Annotated in this window: 13 protein-coding genes; 6 read left to right on the plus strand and 7 right to left on the minus strand. The window is 63.0% G+C overall.

Going from position 1 to position 16,459, the window contains the following annotated elements; genetic code table 11:
- Nucleotides 1-53: 53 nt before the first annotated feature.
- The 7 genes from ACQRBT_RS11040 to gshB all read right to left on the minus strand — a co-directional run bounded on the left by ACQRBT_RS11040 (nucleotide 54) and on the right by gshB (nucleotide 5,940).
- Nucleotides 54-1,325 (minus strand): dihydroorotase, encoded by a 1,272-nt coding sequence (locus ACQRBT_RS11040; protein ID WP_412046163.1) that lies wholly within the window; start codon nucleotides 1,323-1,325, stop codon nucleotides 54-56.
- A complete protein-coding gene (locus ACQRBT_RS11045) occupies nucleotides 1,322-2,326 on the minus strand; it encodes an aspartate carbamoyltransferase catalytic subunit (protein WP_060753458.1) in 1,005 nt (334 codons plus the stop codon). The genes ACQRBT_RS11040 and ACQRBT_RS11045 overlap by 4 nt, the downstream gene beginning before the upstream one ends.
- A gap of 24 nt (nucleotides 2,327-2,350) precedes the next feature.
- A complete protein-coding gene (gene pyrR, locus ACQRBT_RS11050) occupies nucleotides 2,351-2,857 on the minus strand; it encodes a bifunctional pyr operon transcriptional regulator/uracil phosphoribosyltransferase PyrR (protein ID WP_060753457.1) in 507 nt (168 codons plus the stop codon).
- A gap of 72 nt (nucleotides 2,858-2,929) precedes the next feature.
- A complete protein-coding gene (gene ruvX / locus ACQRBT_RS11055) occupies nucleotides 2,930-3,367 on the minus strand; it encodes a Holliday junction resolvase RuvX (protein ID WP_003195067.1) in 438 nt (145 codons plus the stop codon).
- A complete protein-coding gene (locus ACQRBT_RS11060; RefSeq protein WP_060753456.1) occupies nucleotides 3,367-3,936 on the minus strand; it encodes a YqgE/AlgH family protein in 570 nt (189 codons plus the stop codon). The genes ruvX and ACQRBT_RS11060 overlap by 1 nt, the downstream gene beginning before the upstream one ends.
- 67 nt (nucleotides 3,937-4,003) lie before the next feature.
- A complete protein-coding gene (locus tag ACQRBT_RS11065) occupies nucleotides 4,004-4,909 on the minus strand; it encodes an energy transducer TonB (RefSeq protein ID WP_060753455.1) in 906 nt (301 codons plus the stop codon).
- A gap of 77 nt (nucleotides 4,910-4,986) precedes the next feature.
- Entirely contained in the window at nucleotides 4,987-5,940 is a 954-nt protein-coding gene (gene gshB / locus ACQRBT_RS11070) for a glutathione synthase (protein ID WP_104994926.1), read from the minus strand.
- Nucleotides 5,941-6,179: 239 nt separating this feature from the next.
- Between gshB and pilG the strand changes: the two genes are divergently transcribed.
- The 6 genes from pilG (at nucleotide 6,180) to ACQRBT_RS11100 (ending at nucleotide 16,005) form a co-directional block, all read left to right on the plus strand.
- Nucleotides 6,180-6,587 carry a twitching motility response regulator PilG gene (gene pilG, locus ACQRBT_RS11075; RefSeq protein WP_060753454.1) on the plus strand — a complete coding sequence of 136 codons (408 nt, stop codon included), beginning with the start codon at nucleotides 6,180-6,182 and terminating at the stop codon, nucleotides 6,585-6,587.
- A gap of 46 nt (nucleotides 6,588-6,633) precedes the next feature.
- Nucleotides 6,634-6,999: a twitching motility response regulator PilH gene (gene pilH, locus ACQRBT_RS11080; protein WP_003234583.1), complete on the plus strand. Its 366-nt coding sequence runs from the start codon at nucleotides 6,634-6,636 to the stop codon at nucleotides 6,997-6,999.
- 12 nt (nucleotides 7,000-7,011) lie between these two features.
- Complete coding sequence (locus ACQRBT_RS11085) at nucleotides 7,012-7,536, plus strand: chemotaxis protein CheW (protein WP_412046162.1); 525 nt, start codon at nucleotides 7,012-7,014, stop codon at nucleotides 7,534-7,536.
- Nucleotides 7,533-9,584: a methyl-accepting chemotaxis protein gene (locus ACQRBT_RS11090; protein WP_060753452.1), complete on the plus strand. Its 2,052-nt coding sequence runs from the start codon at nucleotides 7,533-7,535 to the stop codon at nucleotides 9,582-9,584. Before ACQRBT_RS11085 ends, ACQRBT_RS11090 begins: the two co-directional genes overlap by 4 nt.
- A gap of 168 nt (nucleotides 9,585-9,752) precedes the next feature.
- Nucleotides 9,753-15,557 (plus strand): Hpt domain-containing protein, encoded by a 5,805-nt coding sequence (locus tag ACQRBT_RS11095; protein ID WP_412046161.1) that lies wholly within the window; start codon nucleotides 9,753-9,755, stop codon nucleotides 15,555-15,557.
- The gene (locus ACQRBT_RS11100; RefSeq protein ID WP_412046160.1) at nucleotides 15,550-16,005 is read left to right on the plus strand and encodes a chemotaxis protein CheW; all 456 of its coding nucleotides are present in this window, start codon (nucleotides 15,550-15,552) and stop codon (nucleotides 16,003-16,005) included. Before ACQRBT_RS11095 ends, ACQRBT_RS11100 begins: the two co-directional genes overlap by 8 nt.
- Nucleotides 16,006-16,459 lie beyond the last annotated feature (454 nt).

Here is a 16,459-nt window from a genome sequence, read left to right on the forward strand (position 1 = left end):
CTGACCCACTGCAATCGGGAGCAAGCCCCCTCCCACACTTGAGGTGTGAACGATTAAGTCGGGTAGGTAATCCGCCCATCCACCAGGGTGTAACGCACCGTCGCCGGCAGGCTATGGCCGATGAACGGGCAGTTTTCGCCCTTGGACAGCCAGTGTTCCCCTGCCACCGTGGAACTGCCCGTGTCAAACAGCACCAGATCCGCCGCAGCCCCCACCGCCAACTTGCCCACCGGCAAGCGCAGCGCCTGGGCCGGGCCTGTGCTCAGGCGTGCCAGCAATGTCGGCAAATCGAGCAAACCTTCATCGACTAACGTCATGGCCAGTGGCAGCAACAGCTCGACGCTGCTGATGCCCGGCTCTGTCGCGCCAAAGGGTGCCAGTTTGGCATCGCGCTCATGGGGTTGGTGATGGCTGGAGATCGCCGACACCACGCCGGACTTCACCGCCGCACGCAAACCTTCACGGTCGGCACGGGTGCGCAGTGGCGGCTGCACGTGATACAGGCTGGAGAAGTCGATCAGCGCCTCATCCGTCAGGATCAGTTGATACAGCGCCACATCCGCCGTCACCGGCAAGCCACGGGCCTGGGCCTGCGCGATCAGGGCGACGCCCCGGGCGCTGGTCAGTTGGCTGAAATGCGCGCGTACGCCGCTTTGTTCCACCAGCAGCAGGTCACGGGCCAGGGCGACGGTTTCGGCGGTCTCCGGGATGCCCGGCAAACCGAGGAAGCTGGCGACGGCGCCTTCATGGGCCAGGCCGCCTTCGGCCAGGTCGTGGTCCTGGGAGTGGAAGACCACCGTCAGGTCGAATGTGGCCGCGTATTCCAGGGCGCGTAACAGCGTGCGGGTGCTGCGAAAGCTTTCCAGCCCATTGCCGAAGGCCACGCAACCGGCGTCGCGCAGGGCGATCAGCTCGGCGAGTTGCTCACCGTCCAGGCCCTTGCTCAAGGCGCCGACAGGGAACACTTTGCAATTGCCGGCTTCGCGGGCGCGGTCGAGGATCAACTCGGTCACGGCCGAGGTATCCAGTACCGGCTTGGTATTCGGCGGGCAGCACAGGCTGGTCACGCCACCGGCGGCGGCGGCGCGGGTTTCACTGGTGATGTTGCCTTTGCGGCTGTAGCCCGGTTCACGCAGGGCGACGTTCAGGTCCACAAGGCCCGGAGCGGCCACCAAGCCCTTGGCGTCGATGGTCTCGTGGGCGCTGAAACCGCTGGGCGCGGCACCGATGGCGATGATCTTGCCGGCTTCCAGGTGAAGATCGACAACTTGATCCAGGCCACTGGCCGGATCGATGACACGGGCGCCGAGAATGCTGAGCTTCACTGGGCGTTCTCCTGCTCGAATTGACGTTGCGCGGTTTGCCCGCTCATGGCCATGGACAGTACCGCCATGCGGACCGCGATGCCGTAGGTCACCTGGTTCAAGATCACCGACTGCGCACCGTCGGCCACCGCCGACTCAATCTCCACGCCACGGTTGATCGGGCCTGGGTGCATCACGATGGCATCCGGCTTGGCGCCGGCCAGACGCGCAGTGGTCAGGCCGAACAGGCGGTAGAACTCACCTTCGCTGGGCAGCAGGCCACCAGCCATGCGCTCGCGTTGCAGGCGCAGCATGATCACCACGTCCACATCCTTGAGCCCTTCGGTCATGTCGGTATAGACCTTCACGCCGTATTGCTCGATGCCTATGGGCAGCAGGGTTTTCGGGGCGATCACACGGATGTCCGGGCAGCCCAGGGCTTTCAGGGCGAGCATGTTCGAGCGCGCAACCCGCGAGTGCAGGATGTCGCCGACGATGGCCACCGAGAGGTTTTCAAAGCTGCCCTTGTGCCGACGAATGGTCAGCATGTCGAGCATGCCCTGTGTCGGGTGGGCATGACGGCCGTCGCCGCCATTGATGATCGCCACCTGCGGGCATACGTGCTCGGCGATGAAGTGCGCGGCGCCGGAGTCGCCGTGGCGGACCACGAACATGTCGGCGGCCATGGCTTCCAGGTTACGCAGGGTGTCGAGCAGGGTTTCGCCCTTGCTCGCCGACGAGGTGGACACGTTCAGCGTGATCACGTCGGCCGACAACCGTTGGGCGGCCAGTTCAAAGGTGGTGCGGGTGCGGGTGGAGTTCTCGAAGAACACATTGCAGATCGTCTTGCCGCGCAGCAGCGGGACCTTCTTCACCGCCCGGCCACCGACTTCGAGGAACGAGTCGGCCGTGTCGAGGATTTCGGTGAGCAGTTCGCGGGGCAAACCGTCGAGGGACAAGAAGTGTTGCAACTGACCCTGAGCATTGAGCTGCAGCGGGCGCTTGGCATCTAGAGGCGTCATCGCGGGGACTCTTTACAAGGCGGTTTAAAGGGCGAGGTCTTGCAGTTCGAGTTCGAGCGGCGTGGGACCGGACAATTTTACCCGCTGGTGGGCCTGCAGCGACAGTGTGGCGCCGACCACATCCGGGCTGATCGGCAATTCGCCAGCATCCAGGTCCAGCAGGCACACCAGCGTCACGCTGGCTGGGCGACCGTAGTCGAACAATTCGTTCATGGCGGCGCGGATGGTGCGTCCGCTCATCAGTACGTCGTCGATCAACACCAGGTGCTGGCCTTCAATCTCGAACGGCAGGGCCGAAGGGCGTACTTGCGGGTGCAGGCCGTTCTGGCTGAAGTCGTCGCGGTAGAAGGACACGTCCAGAGTGCCGAGCGGCGACTCGCTGCCCAGCGCTTCCAGCAAGGCTTGGGCCACCCAGACACCGCCGGTGCGGATGCCGATGAAGCGTGGTTCGCTGATGCCACGGTGTTGCAGATGGGCCGTAAGGCGCGTCGCCATCTGGCTGATCAGGTCGGCGGGATTGGGCAGGCTCATGGGTGCTCCTTCTAGGTCTCGCGCTGGCAAGATCCGGGCTCAAACGTAAAAAGACGCGGCAAGCCGCGTCAGTCAGGATTCAAATAAAGCGGTGTTTTCGTCCAGCCAACCCTGCAGCAGCAGGGCGGCGGCAATAGCGTCCACGGGGTTGTCGCGGTAGCTGCCTTTCTGGCCGCCACGGTCGCGGCGCTCGCCCTTGGCTTCAAAGGTGGTGAGGCGTTCATCGTGGGTATAGAAGGGCAGGTTGTAGCGCCCATTGAGGCGGCGGGCGAACTTTTCGGCGCGCAGGCACATGTCGCTGGGGGTACCGTCCATGTTCAAGGGCAGGCCGACCACGACGGCGTCGGGTTTCCACTCCTTGATCAGGGCTTCGACCTGGTTCCAGTCCGGCACGCCGTTCTGGGCTTTCAAGGTACACAGCTCGCGGGCCTGGCCGGTAATCACCTGGCCGACCGCTACGCCGATCTGTTTGGTGCCGTAGTCAAAACCGAGGATCAGACGCAAAGCCATCAGGCGTGCCCCGCCTGGCTGGTCAGCAGGTTGAGGTTGACGCGCAGCTTGGCGGCGGCCGCTTCCAGGCGCAGTTCACTGGCGGTGTTGAACAGAATGTCGGCATCGAAGGGGCAGGTCAGCCAGGCGTTACTGGCCAGTTCCGCCTCCAGTTGCCCGGCCTCCCAGCCGGCGTAACCGAGGGTGATCACGCTTTGCTCAGGGCCAACGCCGTCGGCAATGGCGAACAGCACATCCTGGGACGTGGACAACGACACACCTTCCAGGTCGACCGTGGCCTGGAACTTCGGCCCAGTGGGGTGCAGCACAAAACCGCGATCGGTTTGTACCGGCCCGCCGATATAGATCGGTACGCCCTGGCAGCGGGCCGGTGGGTCAACCTCCGGTCGCAGTTGCTCGAGGATGTCGGCCAGGTTCAGCTCTTGCGGGCGGTTCACCACCAACCCCATGGCACCCTTGGCGGTGTGCTCGACGATATAGGTCAGGGTCTGCGCAAAGTTCGGGTCGGCCATATGGGGCATGGCGATCAGGAATTGGTGCTTGAGGTAGGTCGGGTTGACGTTTTTCATGTCCACTAGTGTGGCGTTGGAGGGGCTAACTGACAAGCTGGGGATGTGCGGCAAATGGCAATTGTCATCAATTGCTGGACAACCGATCACCCCGGGCGAACTTCCAGGTGCGGATGATTTCCAGGCGGTCCACGTCGTTCAAGTCACCGCTGAACGGCGCAAAGGGCGCTGCCAGGCGCACGATGCGCTGGGCGGCCTGGTCGAGCAGGGGCTGGCCGGACGACTCCAGCACTTGCACCTCATAGAGCGTGCCGTCGCGGTTGATCGACACCAGCAAGCGCAGATTGCCGTAGATCTGCTGGCGCCGTGCCTCATCCGGGTAATTGAGGTTGCCGATGCGTTCGACCTTCTTGCGCCACTCGTCCTTATACCAGGCACCCTTGTCGCGCATGGTCGAGGCAGCGTTCAAGCGATAGATGCGTGGGCGCTTGGCATAAAGTTGTTGTTCGTTGGCCAGCTCCGCCTCCAGGCTGGAAATCTGGTCGGAGAGCTGCGAGCTGTCGAAAGTCGGCGCCGGTTTCACCGGCTCGGGTTGCGGCTCGGTCTTGGTCTTCTCGCGCTGGGCCGGGGCTTTTTGCGGTTTGGGTGCGACGGTGGTCACGGCAGGTTTGGGCGTGGCTTGCTTGACCTCGGGCTTGGGCGTCGGCGGTGGGGTGACTTTATTGACCTTGTTGTCCTGGAATGGCGCCACTTCGGTGGTCTTGGGCACCGCTTTCTTGTCCAGGGTGCCGCTGCCTTGCTGGTTTTCCTGTGCCAGAAAGTCTGCTTTCTCGGGCTTTTTCTCGCTCTTGAACGTGGCGAGGGTGATCTCCAGGGTCTTGGTGATCTGCTTGGGTTCGGCGAAAGTGAAACCCAGGCCGAGGAGCAATGCGAGGTGGACCAGTGCCGCGAGGAACAGGGTAAATCCGAGCCGATCAGCCGGGCGCACGCCGCTGTGGGAGAGTTCGGGGGGCAGATTGGACGGGAGGGTCATGGCAAGAAAACCAACATCGCGCGTTTCACAGGTGGCGCATGATAACGCAATGTTGGTTTGTGTCCGGCTGTTCTATGTCACTTGGCTTGTAGCTTGCGCTCAATCGCCGCCATCAGCATTTCGCCGATATTCGTGCCGAAAGCATTGTCGATCTCGCGAATGCAGGTCGGGCTGGTGACGTTGATTTCGGTGAGGTTTTCGCCGATGACGTCCAACCCGACGAACAGCAGGCCCTTTTCACGCAGGGTGGGGCCGACCTGGGCTGCAATCCAGCGATCCTTGTCCGACAGAGGGCGCGCTTCACCGCGACCACCGGCCGCCAGGTTGCCGCGCGTCTCGCCCGCCGCCGGGATGCGTGCCAGGCAATAGTCCACCGGTTCGCCGTCGATCATCAGGATGCGTTTGTCGCCGTCCTTGATCGCCGGCAGATAGGCCTGGCCCATGATCTGCTGGGCGCCCAGGGCGGTCAGGGTCTCCAGGATCACCGACAGGTTCGGGTCACCGGCGCGGTGGCGGAAGATCGACGTACCGCCCATGCCGTCCAGCGGCTTGAGGATCACGTCACCGTGCTTGGCGGCAAATTCACGCAATACATCGGCGCGACGGCTGACCACGGTCGGCGGCGTGCACTGTGGGAACAGCGTGGCGAACAGCTTTTCATTGCAGTCACGCAGGCTCTGCGGCTTGTTGACGATCAGTACCCCGGCGCGCTCGGCCTGTTCCAGCAGGTAGGTGGAGTAGACGAATTCCATGTCGAACGGCGGGTCCTTGCGCATCAGGATCACGTCCAGATCGCTCAGCGGGCTGTCGATTTCGTCCGCAAGTTCGAACCACTTCTCAGGGTTGGCAAACACCTGCAGCGGGCGCATGCGTGCGCGGGCCTCGCCGTCGCCCTGGTACAGGTCGCGCTGCTCCATATAGAACAACGTCCAACCGCGGGCCTGGGCGGCCAGGAGCATGGCCAGCGAGCTGTCCTTTTTATAGGAAATGCTGGCGATAGGGTCCATGACAATGCCGACGCGAACGCTCATGGGGGATTTCCTCTAGCAAATAAGGGCGCATAAAAGTGGCGTCAGAGTGGCGCTGCGGCTGTTGTGGGTCAAGGAAAAACCACTGGGCGGGCCGCTCGATAGATTGCGCCCTGAGACTGTGCTAAAAAGACTGCCACGGCGCAGCAGCCCTCCAATTCCAAGGCTTCTGGCGTTCATCCTGTGCAACATCAGGCAGTACACACCGAAAACCGATTCGCTGTGGCGATGGTAGAGCAGATATGGAACAGCATTCCCACGCCTTGAGAGTGATGGTGATCGACGATTCGAAAACGATCCGCCGCACCGCCGAGACCCTGTTGAAGAACATGGGGTGCGAGGTCATCACGGCCATCGATGGTTTTGATGCCTTGGCGCGGATCGTGGATCATCACCCGCACATTATCTTCGTCGACATTATGATGCCGCGCCTGGATGGCTATCAGACCTGCGCACTGGTGAAGAACAACCCGGCGTTCAAGTCGATCCCGGTGATCATGCTGTCCTCCAAGGATGGCCTGTTCGACAAGGCCAAGGGGCGTATCGTGGGTGTCGATCAGTTTTTGACCAAGCCTTTCAGCAAGGAAGAGCTGCTGAGCGCGATCAAGGCCTACGTGCCTGCCTTCGCCGCAGTAGAACAAGCACACTGATACCGCCTCACAAGGGCCGGCATCCATCAAAGTAATGGGGAAAACCATGGCACGTGTTCTGATCGTCGACGATTCGCCGACCGAAATGTACAAACTGACCGGCATGCTGGAAAAGCATGGCCACCAGGTACTGAAAGCCGAAAACGGCGCGGACGGCGTGGCCCTGGCCCGCCAGGAAAAACCCGACGCCGTGCTGATGGACATCGTGATGCCGGGTCTCAATGGCTTCCAGGCCACCCGTCAGTTGTCCAAGGAGCCGGAAACCAACGGCATCCCGATCATCATCATCACCACCAAAGACCAGGAAACCGACAAGATCTGGGGCGCACGCCAGGGCGCCAAGGATTACCTGACCAAGCCGGTGGATGAAGACACCCTGATCGCCACCCTGAACAAGGTGTTGGCCGGCTGACGGTTCACCATCATGACCGAGTCGCAAACCGCCTTCGAGTTGCTGCTGGACATCGACCGCCGCTGCCGCCTGCTGGCCGCCGACCTGCCGTCCCAGGAAACCCGCCAGCAGCGCTGGAGCGGGATCGCCTTTCGCGTGGGGCCGAACGGTTATGTGGCGCCCATGGGCGAAGTCGCCGAGGTGCTGCATGAACCGCGTTGCACCTTGATGCCCGGGGTCAAACCCTGGGTCAAGGGCGTGGCCAACCTGCGCGGGCGCCTGCTGCCGGTGATGGATCTGGGTGGGTTCCTCGGCCTTGAGCGGTCACCGGCGCCCAAGCAGCGGCGGGTGCTGGTGGTGGAGTTCAACGACCTGTTCGTCGGTCTGCTGGTGGATGAGGTGGTGGGCATGCAGCATTTCGCGCAAGACGCATTGATGGCGAGCGCCACCCCCGGCGCGCCGTATATTCAAGGCCAGTTCAACGGCGACCCGCCGTGGCAGGTCTTCAGCCCCTTCGCTCTGGCCCAGGCCCCAGGTTTCATGGATGTTGCCGCATGACCACCGCTACCACGTCCAAACCCGAGGCTGGGTCGCGCAGCCGTTCGCAGATCATCGTGCTGTTTATCGCGTTGATCGTGTTCATCATGCTGCTGTTTGCCAACTTTGCGTACCTCAACACCCAGTCCACCTACGACAAGCAGTACATCGGCCACGCCGGTGAATTGCGCGTGCTGTCGCAGCGTATTGCCAAGAACGCCACCGAAGCCGCCGCCGGCAAGGCCGCGGCGTTCAAGTTGCTGGGCGATGCACGCAATGACTTTGCCCAGCGTTGGGGTTACCTGAAAAAAGGCGACCCGCAAACCGGCCTGCCGGCGGCACCCCACGCCGTGCGTGCCGAAATGCGTGCGGTGCAGACCGACTGGGAAGCGCTGCTGAAAAACACCGACGCGATCCTTGCCAGCGAACAGACCGTGCTGTCCCTGCACCAAGTGGCTGCGACACTGGCCGAGACGGTGCCGCAGTTGCAGATGGAGTCGGAAAAAGTCGTCGACATCCTGCTACAACGCGGTGCCCCGGCCAGCCAGGTGGTATTGGCCCAGCGCCAATCGCTGTTGGCCGAACGTATCCTCGGCGCGGTGAATACCGTGCTGGCCGGCGACGACACCTCGGTACAGGCCGCCGATGCCTTTGGCCGCGATGCCAACCGTTTCGGCGAAGTGCTCAATGGCATGCTCCAGGGCAACCCAGGGTTGCGCATCAGCCAGGTCGAGGACCACGACGCCCGGGCGCGGTTGGCGGAAATTGCCGAGCTGTTCGAGTTCGTCTCCGGTTCCGTGGATGAGATCCTTGAAACCTCGCCGCAACTGTTCCAGGTACGGGCCTCGGCGAGCAATATCTTCAACCTTTCGCAAACCCTGCTCGATGAAGCCTCGCACCTGGCCACCGGCTTTGAAAATCTCGCCGGCGGGCGCAGCCTCGACACCATTGGCGGCTACGTGCTGGGCCTGCTGGCGCTGACCTCGATCATCCTGATCGGCTTGGTGATGGTGCGCGAAACCAACCGGCAACTGCATGAAACCGCTGAAAAGAACGAGCGCAACCAGAACGCGATCATGCGTCTGCTCGATGAGATCGAAGATTTGGCCGACGGCGACCTGACCGTCACGGCCTCGGTGACTGAAGATTTCACCGGCACCATTGCCGACTCCATCAACTATTCCGTGGACCAATTGCGCGACCTGGTCGCCACCATCAACCTCACGGCCGGGCAAGTGGCCGGTGCGGTGCAGGACACCCAGGCCACCGCCATGCACCTGGCCCAGGCTTCGGAACACCAGGCCCAGCAGATCGCCGAGGCCTCCACCGCAATCAAGCAAATGGCCCAGTCCATCGATCAGGTGTCGGCCAATGCCGCCGAATCCTCGGCGGTGGCCGAGCGCTCGGTGGAGATTGCCAACAAGGGCAACGAGGTGGTGCACAACACCATCCACGGCATGGACAACATCCGCGAACAGATCCAGGACACCGCCAAGCGCATCAAGCGTCTGGGTGAGTCGTCCCAGGAAATTGGCGATATTGTCAGCCTGATCGACGACATCGCCGACCAGACCAACATCCTCGCCCTCAACGCCGCGATCCAGGCGAGCATGGCCGGGGATGCCGGGCGCGGGTTTGCGGTGGTGGCCGATGAAGTGCAACGGCTGGCCGAGCGTTCGTCGGCCGCGACGCGGCAAATCGAGACCCTGGTGCGCGCGATCCAGGCCGACACCAACGAAGCCGTGATCTCCATGGAACAGACCACCACCGAAGTGGTACGTGGCGCGCGACTGGCCCAGGACGCCGGCGTCGCGCTGGAAGAGATCGAGGGCGTATCGAAAACCCTGGCGGCGCTGATCCAGAGCATCTCCAACGCGGCGCAACAGCAGACGTCGTCGGCGGGGCAGATTTCCCTGACCATGAACGTGATCCAGCAGATCACCACCCAGACGTCGTCGGGTTCCACCGCCACCGCGGAAAGCATTGGCAACCTGGCAAAAATGGCCAGCCAGTTGCGCAGGTCGGTATCCGGGTTCACCTTGCCGGCGGCCAAGCAAACCGATGATTGAAACGCGATGCAACTGTGGGAGGGGGCTTGCTCCCGATGGCGGTGCATCAGTCACCTGAGCCATTGGCTGAACCACCGTCATCGGGAGCAAGCCCCCTCCCACAGTTGGCCGCCGCAGGCCACAGGTTTCAAGAACACCAGCCACTCATGAATTCTAAGCGGAGCAGTTATGGTTGATCGGCACGACTACGTGGCCCTCGAATGGGTCAAGGGCGACATTGCCGAAACCCTGAAACAGGCTCGTTCGGCGCTGGACACATTTGTCGAAACCGGCGACAGCGAAGCCATCGACGAGTGCCTGGCCGGCATCCACCAAGTGCAGGGTGCGCTGCAAATGGTCGAATTCTACGGTGCCGCCTTGCTCGCCGAAGAACTCGAAGAGCTGGCCCTGGCGTTCCAGGCCGGGCGTGTCGGCCAGCGCGATGAAAGCATCCGCCTGCTGCAACAGGCCCTCGGCCAATTGCCGCTGTATCTGGACCGCGTCCACAGTGCCCGGCGTGACCTGCCGCTGGTGGTACTGCCGCTGCTCAACGACCTGCGCAGCGCGCGCGGTGAAAGCCTGCTGTCGGAAACCAGCCTGTTCAGTCCGCAACTGCTGACGATTGCGCCGTTGAGCGATGAGGTCCTGGCGCAACGTGCGCCGCCTGAACTGCATGAGCAACTGCGCCAGTGGCACCAACTGCTGCAACAAGCCTTGGCCGGCCTGCTGCGTGAAGATCACGGCCCCAGTAACCTGGTGGACATGGCGCGGGTCTTTGCGCGCCTCGAAGCGTTGTGCCAAGGCGCGCCGTTGTTGCCGTTGTGGCAGGTCACCTCGGCGCTGGTCGAAGGCATGCTCACCGGGGTGATCGCCAACAGCCCGGCTTTGCGCAGCCTGCTCAAGGCCAGCGACAAACAACTCAAGCGCCTGCTGGCCCAGGGGATCGGCGGGATCAACCAGCCGGCACCGGATGAACTGCTCAGGAGCCTGCTGTTCTACGTGGCCAAGGTCACTCGGCCGACGCCGCGCATGCAAAGCCTCAAGGAGCGCTACGGCCTGGACGAAGCCTTGCCCGACAGTGCCGTGGTCGATGCCGAGCGTGCGCGCCTGGCCGGGCCGGATCGCGACGGCATGGGTTCGGTACTCGGCGCTTTGTGTGAAGAGCTGGTGCGGGTCAAGGAGCGCCTGGATCTGTTCGTGCGCAGCGACCGGCAACACACCAGCGACCTTGATGCGTTGCTGGCGCCGCTGCGCCAGATAGCCGATACCCTGGCGGTACTGGGGTTTGGCCAGCCGCGAAAGGTGATCATCGATCAACTGGCCGTGGTCCTCAGCCTTGTCCAGGGGCAGCGCGAACCCAACGATGCGGTGCTGATGGACGTCGCCGGTGCCTTGCTGTACGTCGAGGCCACCCTGGCGGGCATGGTCGGCACCGTGGAACCGCAAAGCCGTGAAGAAAGCCGTCTGCCCACGACCGACCTGACCCAGATTCACCAACTGGTGATCCGCGAATCCTGCCAATGCCTGCGGCAAGCGCAGGAGCTGGTCATCGACTGCATCGAAGCGGACTGGGACCGCCAGCGCCTGGAGTCGCTGCCGCAGCTGCTGAGCCAGGTGCGCGGTGCGCTGGCGATGATTCCCCTGCCACGGGCGGCCAGCCTGATGCGGGGTTGCTCGGATTACGTCGACGAACAGTTGATGCTCAGCGACAGCCCACCTGCCGAGGTGCAATTGGGGCACTTTGCCGAGGTGGTCAGCAGCCTGGAATACTACCTGGAGCGCATGCTCCAGGACCCTGACGCTTCGGGTGAGCGGGTGCTTGAGCTGGCGACCCAGGGTTTGGCCGCGCTGGGCTACCTGCCTGCCGAAAAGCCCTGGCGCCAGGCGCTGGTCGCGCCCGACGGGGCGCTGTCGGCCGAGATCATCCCCAGCCAGTCCCAGTTCGATGCCTTGGCCAGCCCGGCCTCGCGCTTGAACCCGCCGGCCCTGCACCGCCCCGGCAGCTTGCTGCCGCCACCGGCCGACGAAGAACCGATTGACGATGAGCTGCGCGAGGTCTTCCTCGAAGAAGTCGACGAAGTGCTCGAGGTGTTGCACCGCTACCTGCCGGACAGCGCCGACAAAACCGCCCAGGGCGAAATGCGCCGGGCGTTCCACACCCTCAAGGGCAGCGGTCGCATGGTGCGCGCGCTGGTCCTGGCCGAGCTGGCCTGGGCGGTGGAAAACCTGCTCAATCGGGTCCTGGAGCGCAGCGTGACCCTTGGCCTTGAAGTGCAACAGGTGCTGGATGAAGCGGTGGCCCTGTTGCCGACACTGGTCGCCGACTTCGCCAACGACGAGCAGCGCCAGCGCGATGAAGTCGATGCCCTGGCGGCCCGTGCCCATGCCTTGGCCAGCGGCGCCGAACCGCATGACCCGCTGTTGCTGGAGATCTTCCGCAACGAAGCCCAGAGCCATCTCGAGAGCCTCAACCAGTTCCTGCAACAGGCCGCCGAACACGTGCCGCTGCAAGTCAGCGATGAGCTGCAACGCGCCCTGCATACGCTCAAAGGCAGTGCCTATATGGCCGGTGTTCTACCCATCGCCGAACTGGCGCGCCCCCTTGACCACCTGACCCGCGAATACAAAGCTCACCGCCTGCCGCTGGACCTGGACGAAGTGGAGTTGCTGCTGGAGGCCGAAGGCTTGTTCCAGCGTGGGCTGCGTGATTTGGACAGCGACCCCCTGGCGCCGATAAAAGGCGCGCAAGACCTGATCAGCCGTACCCAAGGCCTGCTCGATCAACAACTGCAAGCGTTGCTCGACGCACCCAATACTGGCCTGCGTACCAAGCGCGACCCGCAATTGATCACCAACTTCCTGGCCCAGGGCATGGATATCCTGCTCGACGCAGAAAGCCTGTTACGGCGCTGGCAGCAGCACCCTGGCGAGCGCCAGGAACTGACGGCGCTGCTGGACGAATTGACCACCCTGGGCGAGGGCGCACACGACGCCGACCTGCACAGCATCGACGCACTCTGCGAAGCCTTGCTCGACCTGTATGGCGCCGTGGAAGAGAGCAGCCTGGCGGTCAGCGAACGGTTTTTCCAGGAGGCCGAACAGGCCCATGAAGCGCTGATCAACATGCTCGACCAACTGGCCGCCGGCCAGGAAATCAGCCCGGCACCGGCGCGGGTCGAAGCCTTGCGCGAGCTGCTGGATGAAGCCCTCGACCCCTCCGCCACCGGCCTGATCAAACGTGACGGCAGCCGCGCTCCGAGCATTACCGAACTGGGCGCCGCGACTGCAAGGCTCGACCACGACACGGCCATGGACGATGAACTGGTCGAGATCTTCCTGGAAGAAGCGGTCGATATCCTCGACAGCGCCGGGCAATCGCTCAAGCGTTGGTTGCTGGAGCCCGACAGTGCCGCGCCGTTGTCGTCATTGCAACGCGATCTGCACACCCTCAAGGGCGGTGCGCGCATGGCCGAAATAGGGCCGATCGGCGACCTGGCCCATGAGCTGGAGGGCCTTTATGAGGGCCTGGTGGACCGCCGCTACAGTTATTCCACCGAGCTGTCCCAGGTGCTGATGGCCTGCCACGAGCGGCTGGCCTTGCAACTCGAAGAACTGCAACACCACCAGCCCTTGAGCGACAGCGGCGAGCTGGTCGCCAGGGTGCGCGCATTGCGCCAGGGCAGCACTGCGCCCGCTGCCGCCACGGCAGCGCCCACCCAGGGCGCCGACCCTGAGCTGCTGGATATCTTCCTCGAAGAAGCCGCCGATATTCTCGACAGCTCCGGCAGTGCGCTGGCGCGTTGGCAGGCTGAGCCGAGTAATCGTCAGGAGGTGGAAACCCTGCTGCGTGACCTGCACACCCTCAAGGGCGGTGCACGCATGGTCGAAATCGCGCCGATTGGCGACTTGGCGCATGAACTGGAATTTCTCTGCGAAGGGTTATCCGCCGGCCAGCTGGCGCCTTCCGCCGAACTGTTCGCGTTACTGCAAGGCTGTCATGACCGCCTGGCGCAGATGATCGACGCCGTAGCACAGGGGTTGCCGGTTGGCTCGGTGGACAAGCTCATCGGGCGCATCAAAAGCCTGGTGCAGGCCGGCGACGAGCCGCCGGTACCGGTCGCCTTGCCCGGCGGCAAGACCGAGGCTGCGGTCGACCCTGCGGCGGACATGGTGAAAATCTCCGCCGACCTGCTGGACGACCTGGTTAACCTGGCCGGCGAAACTTCGATCCTGCATGGGCGCATCGAGCAGCAAGTCAACGACGCACGTGTTGCCCTCAATGAGGTGGAGACCACGATCGAGCGCATGCGCGACCAGTTGCGTCGCCTCGAGACTGAAACCCAGGGCCGCATCCTCAGTCATCAGCAGGCCGAGGCCGAGCGCCTGGGCTATGAGGAGTTCGACCCGCTGGAAATGGACCGCCATTCGCAGCTGCAACAATTGTCGCGAGCGCTGTCGGAGTCGGCGTTCGACCTGTTGGACCTCAAGGAAACCCTCGACCGCCGCAATCAGGACGCCCACAACCTGTTGCAGCAACAAGCCCGCATCAACACCGAGTTGCAGGAAGGCTTGATGCGCACGCGCATGGTGCCGTTTGAACGGATGCTGCCGCGCCTCAAGCGTATCGTGCGGCAGGTGGCGGAGGAGTTGGGCAAGGACGTGGAGTTCGTGGTCGGCAATGCCGAGGGCGAAATGGACCGCAACGTGCTGGAACGCATGGTGGCGCCGCTGGAACACATGTTGCGCAACGCCGTCGACCATGGCCTGGAGTCGCGCGAGGTACGGCTGTTGGCCGGCAAGCCGGAGAAGGGCCGCATCACCTTGGACCTGACCCATGAAGGCGGTGATATTGTCTTCGACATGCGCGACGACGGCGCCGGCGTACCCTTGGACGCGGTGCGGCGCAAGGCGATCAAGCGCGGCCTGCTGGCTCCTCAGCAGGAGATGAGCGACCGCGATGTATTGCAGTTCATTTTGCAGCCAGGCTTTTCCACTGCGGAAAAAATCACGCAGATTTCCGGGCGTGGCGTCGGCATGGACGTGGTGCATGAAGAAGTGCGCCAACTGGGCGGCTCGATGGTGATCGACTCGACACCGGGCATGGGCGTGCACTTCCGTATTCGCCTGCCGTTTACCGTCTCGGTCAACCGTGCGCTGATGGTGCAATGCGCCGACGATCAATACGCGATCCCGCTCAACACTATTGAGGGGTTGGTGCGCGTGCTGCCCCATGAACTGGCGGGGCACTATCAGCAAGACCCACCGAGTTATGAATACGCCGGCCAGCGCTACGAATTGTTTTACCTTGGCGATCTGTTGCATACCGGCGCCCGCCCGAAATTGCTCGGCCAGTACCAGCCGGTGCCGGTGCTGCTGGTGCAATGCAATGAACGTCACGTGGCGGTACACGTGGACGCCATGGCCGGTACGCGAGAGATCGTGGTGAAAGCCCTGGGGCCACAGTTTGCGGGCGTGCAGGGTTTGTCCGGCGCGACGATCCTGGGTGACGGACGCGTGGTGCTGATCATCGACTTGCTCGCCCATATCCGCGCCCGGCAACCGGCCTTGCCGGCCCAGGTGGTCGATGCGCCGCTGGTGCTCAACGACCCGCTGAAAAAGCGCCCGCTGCTGGTGCTGGTGGTGGACGACTCGGTCACTGTGCGCAAAGTCACCAGCCGCCTGCTGGAGCGCAACGGCATGAACGTCCTCACCGCCAAGGACGGCATCGATGCCATTGCCGTGCTTGAAGAACACACGCCGGACCTGATGCTGCTCGACATTGAAATGCCGCGCATGGACGGCTTTGAAGTGGCGATGCAGGTGCGCAACGACCCGCGCCTGATGCGCCTGCCGATCATCATGATCACCTCGCGTACCGGCCAGAAACACCGCGATCGCGCCATGGCCATTGGTGTCAACGACTACCTCGGCAAGCCGTATCAAGAGTCGGTGCTGCTGGAAAGCATCGCCTATTGGAGCAAGTCCCATGCTTGACCACCGTGCCAGCCTAGTCACCGGCCTGCTGCTACCTCTGGCTGACCGCCACTTGGTGTTGCCCAACGTCGCCGTGGCCGAACTCATCGACTTCCAACGCGGCGAACCGGCCAGCGATGCTCCCCCTTGGTATTTGCGGCAAGTCACCTGGCGCGATCGGCAGTTGCCATTGATCAGTTTTGAAGCGGTGTGCGGTGAAGCCATTGTCACGAGCGAGCGCTCGCGGATCGTGGTGCTGAATACGCTGGGTGGGCGGCCGACATTGAAGTTCATTGCGATGGTGATCCAGGGGATTCCCCGCTCGTACAAGCTCGACAGCCAGTTGAGCTATGTGGACGTCCCCCTGTGCCCCCTGGAGTTGGCGGCGGTGCAGGTGGGGGAGCAAGTGGCGAAGGTGCCGGACTTGATGGGGCTGGAAGCGCTGCTGGTCGAGTCCGGCCTGGCCTGAATTGCTCTGTTTTCAGGCCTTGTACGAATCAACGTGTTGGGGCAGGCCACGTCCCGGGTCGGTTGACCGAGCAACAACCTGAAAAAACTGTCGGAGCATTCTTTGCTGCCTGTAGGAGTAACGAAGGTAGGCGGTTGCTCAGGATTTTTCCTGCAAGATTTTGGGACGTGCATGAACTTGTCGCGTGCAGTCGTCGCGCCTAGTCTTCGTCCCGTCATCGCAAAAAACGGTGACACGGACGTGCAAGTCCGGTTACATGTCGGCGCACCAGCGCCCATAGCCATTCAGTGGGCGTTTTTATGTCTGCTGTACTTGTTATGGCGGCTGTGCGTGGGAGATTCTTCGGGATCTGCCGGGGTCCGATATGCCCGGTCTTGCACACCTGCGCACGGCTGCCACCTTAATTCGCGTGCAAGCGGAAGAGGGCAGTTTCCATCCCATATCGGAGCTGCGA

This window comes from Pseudomonas sp. R19M, assembly GCF_050312585.1.
Lineage (GTDB): Bacteria > Pseudomonadota > Gammaproteobacteria > Pseudomonadales > Pseudomonadaceae > Aquipseudomonas > Aquipseudomonas palleroniana.

Excerpts from the sequence above, each read along its gene's own strand:
- pilH (WP_003234583.1), top strand. The coding sequence starts at position 6,634 with ATGGCACGTGTTCTGATCGTCGACGATTCGCCGACCGAAATGTACAAA.
- ACQRBT_RS11065 (WP_060753455.1), bottom strand. The coding sequence starts at position 4,909 with ATGACCCTCCCGTCCAATCTGCCCCCCGAACTCTCCCACAGCGGCGTG.
- ACQRBT_RS11045 (WP_060753458.1), bottom strand. The coding sequence starts at position 2,326 with ATGACGCCTCTAGATGCCAAGCGCCCGCTGCAGCTCAATGCTCAGGGT.
- ACQRBT_RS11085 (WP_412046162.1), top strand. The coding sequence starts at position 7,012 with ATGACCGAGTCGCAAACCGCCTTCGAGTTGCTGCTGGACATCGACCGC.
- ACQRBT_RS11100 (WP_412046160.1), top strand. The coding sequence starts at position 15,550 with ATGCTTGACCACCGTGCCAGCCTAGTCACCGGCCTGCTGCTACCTCTG.
- ACQRBT_RS11095 (WP_412046161.1), top strand. The coding sequence starts at position 9,753 with ATGGTTGATCGGCACGACTACGTGGCCCTCGAATGGGTCAAGGGCGAC.
- ACQRBT_RS11060 (WP_060753456.1), bottom strand. The coding sequence starts at position 3,936 with ATGAAAAACGTCAACCCGACCTACCTCAAGCACCAATTCCTGATCGCC.
- ACQRBT_RS11090 (WP_060753452.1), top strand. The coding sequence starts at position 7,533 with ATGACCACCGCTACCACGTCCAAACCCGAGGCTGGGTCGCGCAGCCGT.
- ruvX (WP_003195067.1), bottom strand. The coding sequence starts at position 3,367 with ATGGCTTTGCGTCTGATCCTCGGTTTTGACTACGGCACCAAACAGATC.
- pyrR (WP_060753457.1), bottom strand. The coding sequence starts at position 2,857 with ATGAGCCTGCCCAATCCCGCCGACCTGATCAGCCAGATGGCGACGCGC.
- gshB (WP_104994926.1), bottom strand. The coding sequence starts at position 5,940 with ATGAGCGTTCGCGTCGGCATTGTCATGGACCCTATCGCCAGCATTTCC.
- pilG (WP_060753454.1), top strand. The coding sequence starts at position 6,180 with ATGGAACAGCATTCCCACGCCTTGAGAGTGATGGTGATCGACGATTCG.